This window comes from Bacillus cereus group sp. BfR-BA-01349, from assembly GCF_022663795.1.
Taxonomy (GTDB): Bacteria; Bacillota; Bacilli; order Bacillales; family Bacillaceae_G; genus Bacillus_A; species Bacillus_A cereus.
The window spans coordinates 23,366-44,374 of the sequence record NZ_JAKUGE010000034.1; the positions used below are offsets into that span (position 1 = coordinate 23,366).

Below are 21,009 nucleotides of genomic sequence, written 5' to 3' on the forward strand. Positions count from 1 at the left end.
TCATGAGCGACTATTCAGTACCTCAGCAATATGCATTACTTTTACTTCTTTTCCTAAACGCTCAATACGTCCGCCAATGTTTAACAAACACCCACAATCTGCACCGATTAAATAATCTGCACCTGTTTCCATTACACTATCTACTTTTTCGTCTACCATTTGCTCAGAAATTGGAGTCATCTTAACTGAAAACGTTCCCCCAAACCCGCAACAATTTTGCACGTTTGGCAAATCTCTCACAGTTAATCCTTTTACATTTGATAATAAAATTCCTGGTGCTTCTTTTATTCCAAGCATACGTGTCATATGACATGATTTATGAATAGTAGCGACCCCTGGTAAACTTGCACCAACATCAGTAACCTTTAAAACATCCACAATAAACTGTGTAAATTCATAAGTTTTATCAGCAACTTTTTGTGCACGTTTAGCCCACTTTGGATCATCTTTGAAAACATGTGGATACTCATGAAACATTGTCGCACAAGAACCAGATGGCGTAACAATATATTCTGCATCTTCGAAAGTTTCAATCATATGTTTCATTGCTTCTTTTGCTGCTTCTACATGGCCGCTATTATAAGCAGGCTGACCACAACAAACTTGCGCTTCTGGAAATTCAATTTCACAACCTAAACGCTCCAACACTTCAACCGTTGCTTTGCCGACATTTGTTTCAAACATATCGACTAAACAAGTAACAAATAAAGTAACTTTCATAACTATTACTCCCCCTTTTTACAACTTCACCAACAAACATATGGTCATCAGATGACTTAGCAGAGAAGAAATAGGCTCAACCATGGCCTATCCTCTCCCTCTTCTAAAGAAAACGCTTACTTAATCTTTCTCTATTTTATCAGAAAATTAAATTTTTAAAAGATTAAATTACGAATTTATATCGTTTTTACCTGTGACAATATGTTCTACATTTGTTAAGTGATCTAGCATTGCTTGCTGCGCTAATTCTACATCTTGTTTTAACACCGCATCATATATAACTTGATGCTCTTCTATAAGTCGTTCTGATGTCGTTTGTTCACCATATAAAATAATGCGTCTTGATTCACCAATCGTTTCAGCAATCATCTCTGAAACATGATTCATGAGTTCAAGCAAAATGCTATTATGCGAAGACTCTGCAATTCCCATATGAAATTGAAAATCGGCTTTTTCGCCAGCCTTTTCATCTCCAATGCTCTTTGCCATTTCATCTAACCAATGTTTCATATTTTGTAAATTATCTTCCGTACGTTTTGCCGCCGCTACTCGAACTGCCCCCACTTCAAGCACCTTTCGTACTTCTAATAAATTCAAAATATCTTCTTTCTTCATTAATAATCTATTGTTTAATGATTTCGTTAATGAAGAAGAATCGAAGTTCTTCACATATGTACCTTCTCCTTGTTTCATCTCAATTAAGCCCATCGCTCTTAGCGCACTTAGCGCTTCACGAACAGCAGATCTGCCAACTTGAAACTGCTCAGCTAATTGATGCACAGGGAGTAGTTTGTCACCAGGTTTTAACGTACCATTTTTAATCATTGTTAAAATAGCTTCAGATACTTCTTCGTAAATTTTTTTCGGTTTAATAGATTTGTACTCCAGTTAAATCACCTCAGTATCTTCCAAACAACAATTGAAACGATTTATAAGAACTTTGCATCATAACTATTTTAGACCGAATTGATAAGAAGTACAAATGTTTTGTTCATAAAATAGTCAAATTTTCGATATTTATTACATATTAATTTATATTTTTACGTATAAAGTGAAACTTTAATCAGTGAGGGTTTTGTTCATCCCCCACTGATTATTAGCCCTCACCAATCGGGCTTTTACGGGCAGCAGTGCCTCCACCTAACTTCTTTGCTTCCGCTGAATTTTGAGGTGAGGGTCTTACTGACCAGCGAATAGCGGGATAAATATTTTCTTCAATATAAAGAACATGCCCTGAAAATTAGAACATGCCCCCCTCATCCTGTACATTCAGTTTAATAATAACCGTTGTTCCCTTATCTTTTTCACTTTCAATTTTCCACTGTCCACCATGTATATGAACAATTTGTTTCACAATAGCAAGGCCTAAACCTGTTCCACCATGTTGACGACTTCTCGCTTTATCAACTCTGTAAAAGCGTTCCCCAAGATTCTCCAAATGCTCTATATCAATGCCAATTCCTGTATCTTTTGTTTTTAATTCACAGTAATCATCGATTTGCTCTAAAGTTATAACGATATTTCCTTTTTGATTTGTATATCGTATCGCATTATCTAACACATTATGAAGCACTTGTTGCATACGATCCTCATCAATCATGACAATGACCTCTGGATTTAAATTGGTTGAAATATGAATTTCTTTTTCTATAAACTTAATCTCATACGTATCTAATACGTCTTCAATCAGCTGTGAAAAAACGATAGGTTGCTTCTTTAACGGAAAGTGCTCACCTTCTAATTGTGCTAAGTCTAACAAGTCATGAACGAGACGCTGCATACGACCTGCTTCTTTATGAATTAGCTGAGTTACTTTTTCCTGCTGAGCTCCCTTTGCAACACCATCTAAAATAGCCTCGCTATACCCTTTTATATAACTAAGTGGTGTTCTAAGTTCATGCGAAACATTTGCTAAAAATTCCTTACGCTTTACATCTTCTGTTTCTAATGAATTTGCCATTTTATTAAATGCTTTTCCTAATCGTCCAATTTCATCCTCTGAAGAAACTGTAATCCGCTCCGAAAAATCTCCCGTAGCCAAATGATTTGCAACCCGCTCCATTTGCGAAAGTGACTTCGTAATTGCAATTATAATTTTTCTTCCAACCCATATCGTAATTAAAATCATAGCAATTGCTAACGGTGCTAAAATAAGACCCATATCATAGATTAAATCTTTTATACTTTTTAAAGGAATATACGAATAGACAATTCCGACTAATTTTTTATTTTCCAATACAGGAATGACAACCCCCATAATATTACGGTCAAAATGTTCTTCATATCCTATTTTTGTCACAGTTTCCCCATCTAATAGCGTTTGCCTATCTCCTTCACTTATAAGAGAATGATGATGCACATCAAAAGGCAAACATGCGCTTAAATCACGCGGATTAGATACGAAAATAACGTCCGAACTAGATATTTGATCAAACGATCTTACTTTCTCTTCAAAAGTTGATATTCCTTCACGCTTATCATATTGAGCAGCAAGACTTTTTCCTTCCATTACTAACGAAGCTTTTAAATTATCAACGTATAACTTTTCATACGAGTATAAAGATACGAAATAAAGAAAGGACACTGTTACACATACTGCACATACTACTGTAAGCCAAAGTTTTTGTACCATCGTAAACATATGTTACACCTCAAATTTATAGCCTACACCCCAAACAGTTTGAATGTAGTTTCCACTTTCTCCAAGCTTCAAGCGCATCGTTTTCACGTGCGTATCTACTGTTCTTGTACTTCCGGCATAATCATATCCCCATACCTTTTCAAGTAATTGCTCCCGGCTAAATACTTGTCCTGTATGCTGACAAAGAAAATATAGTAAATCAAACTCTTTTACAGTAAGAGAAATCAACTCACCATTCGCCTCAATTCGTCTGCTTTTTTCATTGATAAGAATTGGTCCAAATTGAATCTCTTCTTGCTGTTCTTGCTTTGTATATCTTCTTAGTACGGCTTCCATACGGGCAACCAATTCACCAGGACTAAACGGTTTTACAATATAATCATCTGCTCCCATACGTAAGCCATTCACCCTATTCCACTCTTCACCTTTTGCGGTTAAAAATATAATCGGCACATCTGACGTTTTTCTAATTTCTTTACAAACTGAAAGTCCATCCATTTCTGGCATCATTATATCTAATACAACGAAATCATAATGATCCGTTTCTAGTTTTTTAAGAGCCTCTTTTCCGTTTTCAGCTTCTCCCCACTCATATCCAAAGTTATCCAAATACATTCCAACAAGCTGTCTCATATCACTTTCATCATCTACAACTAGCACTCTATATTTATTCATTGTCCTTCCCTTCCCTCTCTATGAGTTGAAACGGTCCTTTTCCGACTTTAATTGTTTGTTTTATTTTCATACTCTTCATATCCATGACGCACACTTCATCACTATCATAACTTGCTACATATCCTTCTGCTCCGCTTTTCAAAAATGCAAATGGATTTGAGCCTATTTCAACGGAAGCTACCTCTTTATACGTACTAATATCAAATTTTCTAAGCATATTCGAACCGTGGCTTAATGCATATATGTACTTATTATCTTTCGTTATGTTCACAGGCATAAATGGAGCGTGTAAAGAACGTACCATTTCACCGCTCTGTAAAGAATACACTAATACTTTCTCATTCACTTGATTTCCATCACCATGCCCGCCAATCCATATTTCTTTCCCATCAGGACTAATCGTCGCTCCTGTTGATGCTGGCGGAATCATAAAGGATTGAACAACTTCTTTTTTCTTCGTATCAATTGTCGTTAGTTTCGTATCATAAAAGTTTAGTACAGATAACCGATTCTGATACTCTACCATCGTTATAGGCCCTTTTCCTGTTGAAACATTTCCTGTCTCTTTCCCATTTATCGTAAAGAACCTTACCTTTTGAACATTTTGATCAGCAGCAAATAATTGTTTTTTATCTGCTGATACGACCACATTTACAATGCCCTTTCCAGTTTTATATTTTTCCACTTGCCTTCCTTCCGCTAGTGAATATACATACATATATTCTAATTGCTTACCGTATACAAGTATTTCATCGCCATTTGGAAGCAGTGTGATTCCGGCCATTGGCTCATTTAGTTCCCATGTCGTAATTAACTTTTTATCTTTTTTATCAATAAAACTAATACTGCCTTCTTTTATATTCGTAGTTATAATAACATTTTTATCTTTAGCAATTGGTGTATATGAACTTCCTTGACACCCTACTAATAGAAATAAAAAACAGAGAAGAAAAACATACTTTCTCAAAAGATTCCCTCCATCTTCAGATGATTTCGTTATAATTGTAAAATAACAAATAAATGTGTGGAAAGTGTGAAATTTCCCTTTCTTACTCAATTTACATATATAATGTACAACAAATAGAATTTGAGGTGTGTCAATTATGCTATTTCCTGATTTAGCGAATAGAATTGTACGAGAAGTACGCAGACTAATTACAGAAAATATAATTATCATTAATATAGAAGGCGTTATTATCGCAAGTACAGATACAGAAAGAATTGGCCAATTTCATGAAGGTGCACTCCGCTGCGCTAAACAAAAGAAAACCGTCATCATTACAAAAGAAGATGAAAGGCGATTGCAAGGTGTAAAGGCTGGGATGAATCTTCCTCTATTATTTCATGATGAAGTAATTGGTGTCATTGGGATTACCGGAGAACCTGAAAATATTTCACGCTACGGAGAAATATTGCGTAAGATGACCGAATTATTAATTCATGAAAACTACTTTTTAGAGCAATTAGAACTTGAGCACCGTTCTTATGAAGCTTTTGTCTTTGATTGGCTTCAAAATACAGAGTGGTCCCCGAGTTTTCTTGATCGTGCCAAAACACTTGGCATTGATTTATATAAGAAAAAACAACTTGTTTTGTTTTCTATTGGCTAAAATGACACAATGCTCCAGCGTAAAATATGGCAACATGTACGAAATATTTTAACAAAAGAGCATCTATTTGTTCGCTGGGGAAATGATCGTTTTATTTTATTTACAGCGATGAGCTCCAAAGAACAAACTTATCAGTTTTTAAAACGGTTAAAACAAGACTGCGAAGCTTTATTTTCTATTCCTTTATATATCGGGATTGGGCAAACAGTTACCCCAAACAATATGAACATATGTTACGAACAAGCATTACGTGCTCTTTCTGTATCATTGGAAACGAAAAAAATTGTATTTAATGAAGATTTACGTTTAGAAATGTGTTTACAAGATATTTCTGCCGAAACGCGTGAACAATTTCTAGAGCGTACCATCGAAAGCTTACTATCATCTCCTGAGCTTATGCACACTTTACGCTTATTTATCGATTATAACCAATCTTATAAACAGACAGCTAAACAATTACATATACACATTAACACCTTACATTATAGGCTAAAAAAGATTGAAGAACATACAGGACTTGATCCAAAACAATTCAAAGACTTAAACGTTTTATACTTCGCACTCCTCCTATTAGATAATCATACAAAAAAGAACGATAAAACAGATTAATCTTTAGATGATTATACATAGAAAGAATCCCTCGACTTTTTTATCATTATAATGAAAGCACTGTTACCACGTTGTTTATTATAACTAAACACGTTAACAGTTTGAGGGGGATTTCCAATGTTAGAAAAACAAATTATTCATTCATTCGTATCTATTGTTGGCGAAGATAATGTAGATACATCCAATATGGGGCGTTTAACTTATAGTTATGATGCCACTCCAAACTTCCAAGCAATGCCTGATGCAGTCATTGCTCCTCGTAATACAAATGAAGTAGCTGAAGTGTTAAAAGTATGTAACACTCACAAAATTCCTGTGTATGTGCGCGGGTCTGGAACAAATCTTTGCGCAGGAACATGTCCACTTGAAGGCGGTATCGTCCTTATTTTCCACCATATGAACAATATTTTAGAAATTGATGAAGAAAACTTAACAATTACTGTACAAGCTGGTGTCATTACACTTGATATTATTAAAGCGGTAGAAGAAAAAGGTTTATTTTATCCACCAGATCCAAGCTCGATGAAAATTTCTACAATCGGCGGTAATATTAATGAAAACTCAGGTGGATTACGCGGTTTGAAATATGGCGTAACACGTGATTAGTAATGGGGCTTGAACTTGTCTTACCAAATGGTGATATTATTCGCACTGGTGGTAAATTAGCAAAAGATGTAGCTGGTTACGATTTAACTCGTTTATTTATCGGTTCTGAAGGAACACTTGGCGTGGTAACAGAAGCCATATTAAAACTTGTTCCTATGCCTGAAACAAAGAAAACAATGCTTGCATTATATGAAGATATTAATGAAGCTGCACGTGCTGTTTCTTCTATTATTGCAAATAAAATCATTCCAGCAACACTGGAGTTTTTTGACCAACCGACAATTGAAGTAGTAGAAGAGTTTGCACAAATCGGTTTACCTACAGATGTAAAAGCAATTTTATTAATCGAACAAGACGGTCCACCCGAAGTAGTCAATCGAGATATTGAAAAAATGGCTAACATTTGTCACTCTATGAATGCAGTTGATGTTCGCGTTGCAAAAGATGAGACGGAAGCAGATGCGCTTCGTACCGCTCGCCGTAGTGCCCTATCAGCGCTCGCACGATTAAAACCTACTACAATATTAGAAGATGCAACTGTACCACGTTCACAAATAGCTCCAATGGTTGAAGCTATTAATACCATTGCAAAAAAATATAATATTCCTATTTGTACGTTTGGACACGCTGGTGATGGTAACTTACATCCAACTTGTATGACAGACGCTCGTAATGCAGAAGAAATGCACCGAGCTGAACAAGCTTTTGCTGAAATATTTGCGAAAGCAATTGAACTTGGTGGCACAATTACTGGTGAACATGGTGTTGGTGCGATGAAAGCTCCATATTTAGAAATGAAATTAGGTAAGGAAGGTATTGCAGCTATGCAAGGAATAAAGCAAGCTTTCGATCCAAATAACATTATGAATCCTGGAAAACTGTTCGCGAAAGACACCCGAAAAAGAGTGGTGGTTGAGCGATGACGACATTGAATAAAGAAAATATTCAAAAAGAATTTAAAGAACGATTAAGTGAAGATGAATTACTAAACTGTATGCGATGCGGTTTTTGTTTACCTACTTGTCCTACCTACATTCAATCCGGATATAAAGAATCACATTCACCGCGCGGACGTATCGCATTAATGAAAGCTGTCGTTGATGGTTTAATCGAACCAGATGAAGATGTAGAGAATACATTAAACGTTTGTCTTGGTTGCCGTGCTTGTGAGCCTGTTTGTCCATCTGGTGTAAATTATGGGCATTTATTAGAAGAAGCTCGTGATATTATTAATCAAAATAAAAAATTCTCGGTGCCAGTGAAAGCTGTTCGAAAAGTCGTTTTTGAAGGATTATTCCCCCATCAAAATCGAATGAGAACATTAACTGGACTAATCGGATTTTATCAACGTTCTGGTTTACAAACGCTAACACATAAAACAGGGATTATGAAGTTATTCCCCGAAACACTTGCAACGATGGATCTCGTTTTACCAAAAGTCCCTAAAATGAAAGATCGTCCTTCATTTTTACCTGCAGAAAGTACAAAGAAAAAACAAGTTGCATTCTTCACAGGCTGCTTAATGGATACGATGTTTTTAGAAACAAATAACGCAACGATGAAACTTCTTCAATTAGCTGGTTGTGATATCGTTATTCCGAAAACACAAAGTTGCTGCGGTGCATTGCATGGACATGCTGGTGAAAAGAGTGGAGCAAAAGAATTAGCAAAGCGCAATATAAAAGCATTCGAAGACTTAAACATCGACTATATTATTACGAATGCAGGTGGTTGCGGAGCTTACCTCGTAGACTATGATTATCTTTTAAAGGATGATCCGGATTGGGCTGAACGTGCTAAGCAGTTTGTTTCTAAGATTAAAGATATTACTGCTATACTAGTAGAACTAGACTTCCATAAGCGAACTGACTTACGACTCACGCCGCAAGTTATTACGTATCAAGACTCTTGTCATTTACGCAATGTTATGCGCACATCTTCTGAACCTCGTATGTTACTAGAGGCTATCCAAGGTGCAACATATCGAGAAATGAAAGATGCCGATCGTTGCTGTGGCTCTGCTGGTATTTACAATATTGTTCATTCAGAGTTATCAATGGAATTTCTAGATTACAAAATGGACCGTGTGCATGAAACAGAAGCAGCAACCATTGTTACTGCAAATCCGGGTTGTTTATTACAAATGAAATTGGGTATTGAGCGAGAAGGGCTTTCTCATAAGATGAGAGGAATTCACATTGTGGATTTATTATTAGAAGCAATTGAAACTAACTCGTAATAACTCGTAACATACGTAATAATAGGAAAACGGCTATCTCCTTCGTCTATGTAAAGAGATAGCCGCTTTTTTGTCTGCTACAACATTAAAAATATGTTACTTTATTATAAAAAAGAACAACAGAAACATTACAGTTTTGTAAAAATCAATCCATTATATTCCTCAAAAAATCGCTCAAACCATTGATACAATAGGATTCTTCATTTTCTATTTAGGTAACTTTATCCAAAAATCCCCTCTTAAAACCAAGTATAAAAACACTATAAATTCCTTTTATACTCTATATTTCTCTTATTTTTGCTCCCTTCTTCTCTTAGGATAAATTAGGTAATTTTAAAGTCTATGAATTTTTTTCCATCTTTTTTCTCGCAAATTGTATGCTACGATGAATTTGTCAGTCAGACAGGCTGTCAAAAACAAATCGTGTGAAAACAAATTAAAACTTTATATAGGGGGACACACATCATGAAAAAGCGTGTTTTATTATCTGTAGCTGCTGCAACAGCTCTTACTTTAGGAGTATCTTCTCTAGATGCACAAGCTGCAACAGTACAACCATCTAACGTAAAGGTTCAAAATATTCAGCATTCAAAAGTGATGATGAAACAAATGAGCCAACAAGAATTACAAGCATTCTTACAATCTATGGGAGTTGAATCATTAGCACAATGGCAACAAGGAAACTTCCAACCAAACTGCTTCATTCCTGGTCAACAACCTACTGAAAATGTTGTAACTGAGCAACCAACAGCTAAGCCAGAAACTCAAAAGCCAGTTGAACAAAAACCAGCCGAGCAAAAGCCTGCTGAAGAAGTTCAAAAACCAGAAGCTCAAAAACCTGCTGAACAAAAACCAGCTGAGCAAAAGCCTGCTGAAGAAGCAAAATCTTTAAGCGAGTTCGAACAACGTGTTGTTGAATTAACAAACGCTGAGCGTGCAAAACAAGGCTTACCAGCACTAAAAATCGATACTGAATTAAGTAAAGTAGCACGTATTAAGTCTGAAGATATGCAAAAAAACAACTACTTTGATCATAACAGTCCTACATACGGATCTCCGTTTGATATGATGAAGAAATTTGGTATTTCTTATACATCTGCAGGTGAAAACATCGCTCAAGGCCAACGTACACCTGAAGAAGTAGTACAAGCTTGGATGAACAGCGCTGGACACCGTGCAAACATCTTAAATAACGGCTTCACTCACATCGGTGTTGGCTATGTAGAAAGCGGCAACTACTGGACACAACAATTTATTACGAAATAAATAGATTAAAAGAGTCTTCTCATGAGAAGACTCTTTTTTAAGTTTCATAGCTTTCTATTATGTATGAATAGAAAATATATAACATAAACAACATAGATCCACAGCTTATTACACTAAGCAATACATAAAATCCCCACTCTAAGTTCAAAAACAATGAAAACAATATGCCACATGCCATCACTTGAAAAATTCGTCTACTTACTAAACGAATTTTTTGTAATTTAATTGGATCTTTTTCTTTGCCTTTTATTTTCTTAAATTCTTTACTCAGCATAAAAAGAAACATACTAATCCCAATCGTTAATCCTGTTTGAAAGGATATCAACTCCCCAAAATTAATAAAGAGGATAAGCATATGAATAAACAACATAAATAACGTAATTTTCTTTATAAATCCGCCTATAATACCATGCTCTCTTTCATTAAACTTAAATATATTATGTGAAATAATATACAAAAATCCATATGAAAAAATAATAAAACAAGGAATAAATGCTACAACAACTTGTTTACTCATAAACTCGTTTGGCTCACCATTTACATTCCAATGTACTGCCATACGATTTGGTAAATAGGGATAGAGAAATAGAGTAAGTAAAAGACAAGCGAAAAATATTCCAAGTACATACTTATATTTGATCAAGTGATTCTCACCTCTCTTTTCTCTTAACGGCTTCGCTTCTTTTAGAGAAATCCCTGCAAAAATCTACTTTTTTCAAGTTAAAACTTATACTTTACGCATTTTCTTTTTGAAATTCTTTTATTTTATTATTTAACTTTGTAGGAAACGGCACATCAACTTCAATTGCTTCTTTCGTAATTGGATGCAAGAAATTTATCTTCATCGCATGCAATGCTTGACTGGACATATATTTTGTTTGTCCACCATATAATACATCCCCAACTAGTAGATTACCATTATGACTCATATGAACACGAATTTGATGTGTTCTACCCGTTTCTAATTGTAACGTTACGAAAGTCGTGTTTTGCTTCTTAAAATACTTTTCTACTTTATAATATGTGATAGCTTGGTCACCTTTTGGAGAAATACGACGCCTTGTAGCATGATGGCGATCCCTTCCGATAGCAGCATCAATCTTTCCTTGTTTCTTCTTTACTTTCCCTTCAACGAGCGCTGCGTACGTTCTTTTAATTTTTCTTTCCATTAATAGACGATCCATAATTGCACCAGCAATTCTATGCTTAGCAAACACGACACCACCTGTCGTATCTTTATCTAAACGATGAATATGACGCACCTTCGTCTCTAAACCTTGCATTTGAAAATGAAAAGCAACAAGATTTGCAAGCGTCCCGGTTCCACCTTTTTCAGCAGGGTGTGTGTCCATTTGCTCTGGTTTATTTACGATAAGTACGTGATCATCTTCGTATACTACATGTAATTCACCATATTCTGGATCTACACCGTACTCTTCCTCCGCAAACATATGGACTTGTAACTTATCGTTCTCTTTTAAAAGCTCATTCCATCTTCTTTGTTCCCCGTTAACTGTAACACCTTTTTCCATACGAAGCTGATGTAATAGCTTTTTCGGTATTTCCCATTCTACTTTTAATACCGATTCAATACTTATACCATTCCATTTAGCTGGAACGATAATTTCACACCATTCGCCCTTTTTCTTTGTTTCCATACTGTTTATCACCTTATTTCTATTGATTCTCTCATTGTAACGGAAAACACACTTTGATGCACTGCCAAAAATAGAGGACAGTCTTATAATAGACTGCCCCTCAAGCTCTAAGTCTTTTCATTTCTAACAATACTTCTTCAGCTTTTTGCTCATACGATAAATCTTTAAAGAAATCCGCCAACCTTTTATAATCATTGTAAGCATCTAATAAATCGTCCATCTTTTCTATTTTCATCACTTGTTGTTTTTGTTTCATTTTTACTGGATAGCGATAACCTGATACTTCTTGTATTTTGTAATACTCATCCTCTACTTGAACGACCTTTACAAGTTCTTCCTCTTCTGCATCCATCGTATACCCGTCAAATTCTCTAAGTAGTTCATAAATGATATGAGTCCATTCATCTTTTGGATAAAATCCTTTTTCTAACCGATAACCGACAATGCGATACATATGCCCATCGTTCTCGGCAAACTGTACTGTATCATTTAACTTAAACTTAAAATAACGAAACATTGCCTTCACCTACTTATTATGTAATGTTCTTATCACATACTATTTGCAAAATGTAGGCTTTGCTATTCATAAAAAATGCTCATCAATATGATGAGCATTTTTTATGATGATTTTTCTCGTTTTTTTCGAAATGGTAACCACCAGTTCCAGTCTCCAAATAACTTCATTAAGCTTGGTACGAGCATAAGACGAATAATTGTTGCATCAAGAAATATTGCTAATGCAACGCCAAGCCCCATCTGCTTTACTGGTAAAATATCAGTAAATGCGAATGCACCAGTTACAACCATCATTATTAAAGCAGCTGATGTAATGATTCTACTTGTTGAAACGAGCCCTTCTAACGTTGCTTGATCGTTATCTCCTGTTTCTTCATAGAGCTCATGAATACGTGAAATAAGAAATACTTCATAATCCATACTAAGCCCAAATACGAGGCCAAAAATGAAGATTGGTAAGACAAACAGAACCGGACTCGCTTCTAAACCGAAATGACCACCTTCAAATAACCAAACAACAATTCCAATGGTTGCACTTAAACTAAGTATATTCATAACAATTGCCTTAATTGGAATGAGTATAGATCGGAATGCAAATAATAATATAACAAAGGTCGATCCAAATATAACAGACATACCAATTACAACTTTATCTTTAATTTCATCTTCTAATTCTTGTTGAAACGTCGTCATTCCGCCTAGATAATACGTAACATCCGTTTCTTTATAGTTCTTTTTAAAGTCACGTACCCACTGTTTTGCAGTCTCTGTACGTGGTTTTGTTTTCAAAAAGATTTCTATCGTCGTCTTATTCCCTTGCGTGTATGCTTCAAATACAGGAGTTAGTTTCGCTGATTCTGGCGACTGCAATATTCCAACAACTTGATCTGCTTTCATTCCAGTTAACCCGTCGTATAAACTTCTTACTTCATGTACTTTCTTATCATCTTTTAACTTTTGAACGACTTCTTCTATCTTTTGTAGACTTTCTTTTTCTTTCATATCTTTTTTCGTCTCTACAACTAACGTAACATCAGCGTGTGTTTTGAAAGTTTCATTAAATGCTTCTTCATACTTTTCATATGCAATCCTTGTATCACTCTTTTCAGGTAAAGCTTCAACACCAGGGAACTGCAAATTCGCTGTACGTAATGGTAATAAGCAAATAACAATAAATGTTGTAACAACAATAATCATTGCAATTGGATGTTTCATCACAAATTGTGCAAATTTACGCCATGCTTTTGCCGGCGTATGTGCTACTTGATTCTTTTTTAATATTCTTTTACCTATTAACGATAATAGTGCTGGAAGAAGTGTGAGTGAGAATAAAATGCTCATAATGACAACAATCATTCCGCTAATCGCGACAGATTGAATATAATCTATCTTAAAGAAAAACAAACCGGATAACCCAACAAATACACATAATCCTGAAAATACAATCGCACGTCCTGCCGTTTGATATGTAATTGCTATCGCTTCTTTTACCGTTCGTTTAGCAACTTCCTCTCGAAAACGGTTCACAAATAATAGCGCAAAATCAATAGATAATGCAAGTCCAATCATCGGTGCAACGTTTAACACGAAAATAGATAGTTCTTTATCAACACCGATGAAATACAATATCCCCATCGTACTAATAACACTAAGCGCCCCATTCAAAATCGGTAAAATTGATGCCAAAAGACTACCAAACGAAAATAGTAATACAAGAAACGCAATTGGTAATCCAATCATTTCTGCTACTTTTAAATCATTTTGCGTTCTTTCATTAATCTCTTGATTAATTTTCGGAAATCCTGTAGGTGTTACTTTTAATGCTACATTACTTTCTTTCTCAATCTCATCAGCAAATTGTAATGTCTTTTCCATTCTTTCTTTATTTGTTTTCCCGGAAAATAAAATTGTCGCATAACCGATGTCATCTTGTAGCATTTCTTTATTTTGGATTGGGTGATGGAAAGATTCATAGCTCTCTTTCTCTTGAACATTCTTTACAATTTCATCTATTCGCTTTTTAAATTCCTCATGCGAAGCATCTTTATTTTTCTCAAAAACGAGCAGAAGCGTATCTTGAGACTTCTTAAAATCTTGATCTAAAATTTCTTTTGTTTTTTGATAGTCGCCTGCCGTTTGGAAACCGTCACCACCTAATACTCCCGGTAGCTTTGGAGCAAAAATCCCAAGTGCGATTGCGAGCAACAGTAACGCTACAATTACTGTATAACGAAACTGATACAAAAAGGCTCCTAACTTCCCCCACTTATCAACTTTATGTACGTTTGTCTTCACACATTTTCACCTACTTTAAATAATTCAATTGTCACTTATACTGTATCACATCTTGATATAAACAAAAAACGTCTGGAAAAACTATAATAATAGTTTTTCCAGACGTTTTTCTATCTCTCTTTATTAAGCCCTAATCTCTCAGTAAGTAAACGATGGTAGTAAATCGCGATAATTAACAAAATACCACCTACGCAGTAACCAGCTAAAATATCAGTTGGGTAATGTACATTTAAAATGACTCTACTTAATCCAATCGATAGAATTACTATACCCATCAAAATCGTTGTGACACATTTCCCAGCTACGCTTTTCAAATTAGCAGCAATGATATAAGTAAGAAATCCGAATGTCATAATCGATAGCATTGCATGTCCACTAGGAAAACTATATCCAAGTGCATCTAGCGCTTCATTTAATGACGGACGTTCTCTCTTTACAATCTCTTTTATCCCTTTATTCACAAGATGTGTTATTAAAATTCCCATTGGATATACAATCATCGCAGCATAATAACGCTTCTTCCAAAAAACAAGCAAGCTTATAACGAGCGTAGCGACTATCCCAATTGCTGATCCCAATTTTGTAAAGTACGAGAAAAATATAAGAGAACTTTCCGTTTGTAGCCCTCTTACTAATCCACGGACATATGTATCCATCACTGTAACGCCACCTGCATGTACGCGCCAAGCAACAATACCAAATACAGCAAATAACAAACCGATACACATTACCTCATACTGATGTAACTTCTTATTCAAACGATTTCCTCCTACTATGAAAAAATGCGATTTCTACTTTAGAAACCGCATTTCCTTACTTATTTACCTTTTGTTTTTAGCTCTGTCCAGTAACGATCATAGTCTTTTAACTTATCGTCTACATCAACAAGCCATTCTGTACGATCTAACTCTTCTTTCGTTAAGAAAATCATGTGATTATCACGGTATTCTTTACTATGAAGAGGATGAGCTTTTTCATTTGGATTACTGTAACCAATTGACTCGTAGTTTTTCACACTTACTTTTTCATCTAGTAAGTAGTTCATAAATTTCTCAGCAAGCTCTTTATGTTTTGCACCTTTTGGAATTGCTAACGTATCAGCCCAAATTGTGCCGCCTTCTTTCGGTACAACATATTCTACATCTTTATTATCTTTTGCGATAAATGCTGCATCTCCAGACCAAACTGTTCCGATCCAAGCATCTTCTGTAATGAATTTTTGTTTAATGTTATCTGTATCAAATGCTAATAAGTTTGGAAGCAGCTTCTTTAAATCATCTGCTGCTGTCTTTAATTGTGCATCGTCTTTCGTACTGTTTGAGAACCCGTGCTTCTTAAGACCCACTCCTAATACTTCACGAGAATCGTTCAGTAACGTTACATGTCCTTTATATTTCTCATTCCATAAGTCCGCCCAGCTTGTAGGTGCTTCTTTCACATACTTTTTATTGTATGCAATCCCTGTTACACCCCAAGTGTACACTAAAGAATATTTATTCTCTGGATCAAACGCAGGTGTTTTGAAATTAGAAACCATATTTTCGATATTCGGGATATTCTTTTTATCTAACGGCGCTAATAAGTCCATTTTCGCCATTGTTTTAACCATGTAATCCGACGGCTGGATTAAGTCATACTTTGCGCCACCAGCTTGTAATTTCGCAAGCATTTCTTCATTACTTGCGTACTTGTCATAGTTAATTTTCACATTATATTTCTTTTCAAAATCTTTTAGCACTTGCTCATCAAAATTGTCAGCCCAACTATAAATATTTAATTCTTCTTTCTTTTCACCACAACCAGCAAGCACACCAGCAACAAGGCTAAAACTAATTGCTGCGCCAGCTATTCTTTTCATTAATTTCATCGGTTTATTACCCCCTTGTACTTTCTATATCGTTCGTATTATAAAGGAAGGTGTCCTCCAGAGTTTTCTTCACCATCTGCACCTTTGTTCCGGAAGATTTCAGATAGAACCATTAATCCTACGATAGCAACAATTAAAATTGTAGAAAGAGCATTAATTTCTGGTGATACTCCGCGCTTAACCATACTGTAAATGTATAGTGGCAATGTTGTTGATCCTGGTCCTGATACGAAGAAACTAATTACAAAATCATCAATTGATAATGTGAATGTTAATAATGCTGCCGAAATAACTCCCGGTGCAATTGCTGGGAACGTTACATAACGAAACGTTTGCCAAGGCGTTGCTCCTAGATCATTTGCAGCTTCTTCTAAGTCACGTCCCATACTTGAAAGACGCGCAGCTAAAATAACAACAACAAACGAAATACTAAATGTAATATGTGCAATAATAATCGTTGTTTGTCCAAGTTCCATTCCTAACTGGCTGAAAAGAATTAGTAAAGATAATCCCATTAAAATATCAGGAATTAAAATTGGTAAATATACAAGGCCATTAATAGCCCCTTCGAAACGATATTTATAACGATGTAAAGCAATTGCAAAGAATACACCAAGTACCGTTGTCACAATCGTTGTTATAACTGCAATCGTAATACTATTTACAAATGCATCAATAACATCTTGTTTTTGAAATAAATCTGTATACCAATGGAATGTAAAACCTTCCCACTCCGCATTAATGCGAGAGTCGTTGAAAGAATAGACCATTAAAACCATCATTGGAAAATACAAGAATAACAAAATTAACCAAGAATAAGAAACCAAAAACTTCTTCATCTTTGCCTATTCCCCTCCGTTCTCATTATATTTATATACTTTCGTTGCACGATAATATAAGTAAATTAACAGAACAGAGAATAGAACAACGATAATCGATAACGCAGATCCAAATGGCCAGTCACGTGCACCTAAGAATTGATTTTGAATAACGTTTCCGATTAATGCTACTTTCGATCCGCCCATCACGTCTGATACAACAAACATTCCGATAGAAGAAACGAATACTAAAATAGAACCAGTCGCAATTCCTGACATCGTCATCGGCACTGTTATATTCCAAAATGCCTTTATTGGTGTTGCTCCTAAATCATAAGCCGCTTCTAGCTTACGCTTATCCAGCTGCTCAATTGCTGCATACACTGGTAAAATCATAAATGGTAATAAAGAATAGACCATTCCGAGTATTACAGAAGGAGTATTATATAATAAATTTAACGGTTCACTAATAATGCCAAGCTTTAATAACAACGTATTCACAAGACCTTGTGAACGTAAAATAACAATCCATGCATATGAACGAACAAGAAAGTTAATCCAAAACGGGATCGTTGCCAATAATAAAAGAATAGAGCGGTATTTGCGGTCAACAATTGTAATTGTATACGCAAACGGATAGCCAATTAATAAACATATTACTGTTGTAATAACTGCGATTTTAACAGTTTCCCATAACGTTCCTAAGTACAATGGATCAAACACACGGGATATATTCTCCAGCGTAAATTGCATTTCTACTGTCCCGTAAGCTCCGCGCTGCATGAAGGCGAATCCTAATACGAATACGAGCGGGGTTAGGAAGAAAATTAACAGCCACGCGACTGTAGGTAGTGCGAGTAATTTCCCTTTTTTCAATTTAAGGTCACCTCGTCCTCTTGCTCCCAGCCTACATATACATTATCTCCAATGCTCCACTGCGCTGCCTCTTCAGCAGTTTGATATGCCATTAGTAATTCTGATGTTTTCTCATCACGTACATAAAGCTTCTCCATATTTCCGACAAACTCGATATCTTCAATATGTCCAAGATGGTATTCTTTTAAAATTGACTCTTCAACCGAACGTACTTTTACATTTTCAGGGCGAATTGCTACATAGCCTTCCCCGTTTTTCACAATATTATTTTCACCGATGAATGTCGCAACGAACAATGTTTTCGGCTTATTATAAATTTCTTTCGGTGTTCCGATTTGTTCGATATGTCCTTTATTCATAACTACAATACGATCGCTCATGCTCATTGCTTCTTCTTGATCGTGCGTTACGTATATGAACGTAATTCCTAAATTACGTTGTAAGTTTTTCAATTCACGTTGCAAGTCTTTTCGTAACTTAAAGTCAAGCGCTCCAAGTGGCTCATCTAATAGTAATACACGCGGATTATTTACAATCGCTCTTGCAATTGCAACACGCTGCTGTTGTCCACCAGAAAGCTTCGCAGGTTTACGATTACGGAACTCAAGTAACTGCGTTAAACGCATTGCCTCTTCAGCACGCTCTTTCTGCTCTGCTGCTGATACTTTCTGCATTTTCATACCAAAACAAATATTCTTCTCTACTGTCATATGTGGGAATAGTGCGTAATGTTGGAACACTAGGTTCATATGACGCTTATATGGCGGCAAATCGTTAATTCTTTCATCATCTAATAAAAGATTCCCTTTAGTTGGAGTTTCAAATCCTGCGATCATACGAAGTAAAGTCGTTTTCCCGCAGCCACTCGGCCCTAAAATTGTTAAAAACTCTCCCTCTTTAATATCTAAAGAAAGAGGTGGGATAATCACTTGATTTCCAAAATGTTTTTCAACTGCTTCAACTTTAATAATCTTTTTCATTTTCCCGTCCTATCTACCTTAAATTTTTAATTTTTATATTCATGAATAAATATTTATGTTCTATAGACTATTTTTTGTTTCGATCCAAACAAAAATGGTTATTTAACAAGCGTTCGTTTCTATTCTTTATGTAGTATGTTGGATTCATTTTCGCATGATACATAACGTCGAACAGAAAAACCCCTTCCATTGCGAAGGGGCTATTATCATACGGCTACGCCTACTGATAAACACCATCATCATTTTAACAACTTTCGTATGAATTTTAAAGCACTTTTTGTAGAAGAGTAACGAATTTTCATGGCGAATGCTGTAGATTGGCCTAAAATGCTTTTATAATGTGAAAAAGTCCGAAAACTTTCTTTCCCATGATAACCCCCTAATCCACTACTTCCAACACCACCAAAAGGTAAATATGGCGTGGCAAGATGATAGACAACATCATTTATACAGCCTCCACCATATGAAATATTACACGTCACTTTCTTTTGTACTTCTTTATCTTCAGAAAATACATATAACGCTAACGGCTTCGGATGTTGCTGGATTGTGCCAATTACATCTTCTATGTTGTCGTACTCTATGATTGGTAAAATCGGACCAAAAATTTCATCTTCCATAACAGTATCTTTCCATGTAATATCCGCTAGTACTGTCGGTTCAATATGTAATGTATCTTTCTTATAGTTTCCACCAATTACGACTTGACCATCTTGTAAAAATCCACATAATCGTTCAAAATGACGCTCACTTACAATACGCACATAATTTTCATTTTGCAAAGGTTCTTTACTATACTGCTCTGTAATTTCATGTCGCAGTGCCTCAATTAGCTTTTCTTTCACGGAAGAATGCACATACATATAATCAGGCGCTACACACGTCTGCCCTGCATTTAAAAACTTACCCCAAACAATTCTTCTTGCTGTCATCTCTATCTTTGCATCTTTATGTACAATACAAGGACTTTTCCCGCCAAGTTCTAAAGTGAGCGGCGTCAACTGTTTCGCTGCTGCTTCCATTACAACTTTTCCAACTCCAACACTACCAGTAAAGAAAATATAATCAAACGGTTCCCTCAGCAAAGATGTACTCTCTTCAACGCCACCTTCTACTACCGCTACAAGCTCTTCTGGGAATAATTCATCTAACATTCTCTTAAGCACTTTTGAAACGCTTGGCGTTAACTCTGACGGCTTTAAAACGATTGTGTTTCCAGCTGCCAGTGCTCCTACAAGTGGTGCAATTGCTAATTGAAAAGGATAGTTCCACGGTGCAATAATAAGCGTCACACCATACGGTTCTGGCACTACTTTTCCTTTTGATCCAAAATGAGTGAGTGCTGTTCGAACTCGTTTCGGTTTACTCCACGATGACATATGTTTCAATTGAAAGGAAATTTCTTTTAATACATATCCAACTTCCGTTGTAAACGACTCGTGAACTGACTTATTTAAATCTAATTTCAATGCCTGAAATATTTCTTCTTCAAAACGCTGAATGCCTTCATAAAGCTTCTTCAAATTATTCTTTCTCATTTCGATGCTTCTCGTATGCCCTTTTAAAAAATATTCCTTTTGCCTACTTACAATAGAGGAAATACTCATTCACTCACCTTCTCCCACTATTTTTA

At 35.6% G+C, this 21,009-nt stretch carries 17 protein-coding genes and 2 pseudogenes; 4 read left to right on the forward strand and 15 right to left on the reverse strand.

Going from position 1 to position 21,009, the window contains the following annotated elements; translation table 11 throughout:
* The 5 genes from MR169_RS18545 to MR169_RS18565 all read right to left on the reverse strand — a co-directional run bounded on the left by MR169_RS18545 (position 1) and on the right by MR169_RS18565 (position 5,003).
* Positions 1-720 (reverse strand): (Fe-S)-binding protein, encoded by a 720-nt coding sequence (locus tag MR169_RS18545; RefSeq protein ID WP_000869150.1) that lies wholly within the window; start codon positions 718-720, stop codon positions 1-3.
* Positions 721-888: 168 nt separating this feature from the next.
* On the reverse strand, positions 889-1,578 hold the full coding sequence (locus MR169_RS18550; protein WP_254904472.1) for a FadR/GntR family transcriptional regulator: 690 nt from the start codon (positions 1,576-1,578) through the stop codon (positions 889-891).
* Positions 1,579-1,960: 382 nt separating this feature from the next.
* Complete coding sequence (locus tag MR169_RS18555; protein ID WP_242319811.1) at positions 1,961-3,361, reverse strand: sensor histidine kinase; 1,401 nt, start codon at positions 3,359-3,361, stop codon at positions 1,961-1,963.
* A gap of 3 nt (positions 3,362-3,364) precedes the next feature.
* Entirely contained in the window at positions 3,365-4,036 is a 672-nt protein-coding gene (locus MR169_RS18560; RefSeq protein WP_001046399.1) for a response regulator transcription factor, read from the reverse strand.
* Entirely contained in the window at positions 4,029-5,003 is a 975-nt protein-coding gene (locus tag MR169_RS18565; protein WP_001234145.1) for a YncE family protein, read from the reverse strand. Before MR169_RS18565 ends, MR169_RS18560 begins: the two co-directional genes overlap by 8 nt.
* A gap of 136 nt (positions 5,004-5,139) precedes the next feature.
* Between MR169_RS18565 and MR169_RS18570 the strand changes: the two are divergent.
* From MR169_RS18570 to MR169_RS18585, 4 genes and pseudogenes are all read left to right on the forward strand, one after another.
* Positions 5,140-6,255, forward strand: a pseudogene (locus MR169_RS18570) (PucR family transcriptional regulator).
* Between the two features lie 117 nt (positions 6,256-6,372).
* A pseudogene (gene glcD / locus MR169_RS18575) lies at positions 6,373-7,784 on the forward strand (glycolate oxidase subunit GlcD).
* Positions 7,781-9,100 (forward strand): (Fe-S)-binding protein, encoded by a 1,320-nt coding sequence (locus MR169_RS18580; RefSeq protein ID WP_242319812.1) that lies wholly within the window; start codon positions 7,781-7,783, stop codon positions 9,098-9,100. The pseudogene glcD and the gene MR169_RS18580 overlap by 4 nt, the downstream one beginning before the upstream one ends.
* Positions 9,101-9,565: 465 nt before the next feature.
* A complete protein-coding gene (locus tag MR169_RS18585) occupies positions 9,566-10,366 on the forward strand; it encodes a CAP domain-containing protein (protein WP_242319813.1) in 801 nt (266 codons plus the stop codon).
* A gap of 37 nt (positions 10,367-10,403) precedes the next feature.
* On the opposite strand, the gene MR169_RS18590 is transcribed toward MR169_RS18585, so the two are convergent.
* From MR169_RS18590 to MR169_RS18635, 10 genes are all read right to left on the reverse strand, one after another.
* Positions 10,404-11,009 carry a DUF1648 domain-containing protein gene (locus MR169_RS18590; protein WP_000598996.1) on the reverse strand — a complete coding sequence of 202 codons (606 nt, stop codon included), beginning with the start codon at positions 11,007-11,009 and terminating at the stop codon, positions 10,404-10,406.
* 91 nt (positions 11,010-11,100) lie between these two features.
* Positions 11,101-12,024, reverse strand: coding sequence for an RluA family pseudouridine synthase (locus MR169_RS18595; protein WP_242319814.1), 924 nt, complete (start codon positions 12,022-12,024; stop codon positions 11,101-11,103).
* A 100-nt stretch (positions 12,025-12,124) separates the two neighbouring features.
* Positions 12,125-12,541 (reverse strand): hypothetical protein, encoded by a 417-nt coding sequence (locus MR169_RS18600; protein ID WP_000490301.1) that lies wholly within the window; start codon positions 12,539-12,541, stop codon positions 12,125-12,127.
* Between the two features lie 101 nt (positions 12,542-12,642).
* Positions 12,643-14,835 (reverse strand): MMPL family transporter, encoded by a 2,193-nt coding sequence (locus tag MR169_RS18605; protein ID WP_242319815.1) that lies wholly within the window; start codon positions 14,833-14,835, stop codon positions 12,643-12,645.
* A 110-nt stretch (positions 14,836-14,945) separates the two neighbouring features.
* Entirely contained in the window at positions 14,946-15,593 is a 648-nt protein-coding gene (locus MR169_RS18610; protein WP_001035521.1) for a phosphatase PAP2 family protein, read from the reverse strand.
* Positions 15,594-15,652: 59 nt separating this feature from the next.
* Complete coding sequence (potD, locus tag MR169_RS18615) at positions 15,653-16,702, reverse strand: spermidine/putrescine ABC transporter substrate-binding protein PotD (RefSeq protein WP_000772485.1); 1,050 nt, start codon at positions 16,700-16,702, stop codon at positions 15,653-15,655.
* A 38-nt stretch (positions 16,703-16,740) separates the two neighbouring features.
* Positions 16,741-17,541, reverse strand: coding sequence for a spermidine/putrescine ABC transporter permease PotC (gene potC / locus MR169_RS18620; RefSeq protein WP_000714192.1), 801 nt, complete (start codon positions 17,539-17,541; stop codon positions 16,741-16,743).
* Positions 17,542-17,547: 6 nt separating this feature from the next.
* On the reverse strand, positions 17,548-18,396 hold the full coding sequence (potB, locus tag MR169_RS18625) for a spermidine/putrescine ABC transporter permease PotB (protein ID WP_000715501.1): 849 nt from the start codon (positions 18,394-18,396) through the stop codon (positions 17,548-17,550).
* A complete protein-coding gene (gene potA, locus MR169_RS18630; protein WP_000720336.1) occupies positions 18,393-19,376 on the reverse strand; it encodes a spermidine/putrescine ABC transporter ATP-binding protein PotA in 984 nt (327 codons plus the stop codon). Before potA ends, potB begins: the two co-directional genes overlap by 4 nt.
* A gap of 239 nt (positions 19,377-19,615) precedes the next feature.
* On the reverse strand, positions 19,616-20,983 hold the full coding sequence (locus MR169_RS18635; RefSeq protein WP_242319816.1) for an aldehyde dehydrogenase: 1,368 nt from the start codon (positions 20,981-20,983) through the stop codon (positions 19,616-19,618).
* Positions 20,984-21,009: the final 26 nt, after the last annotated feature.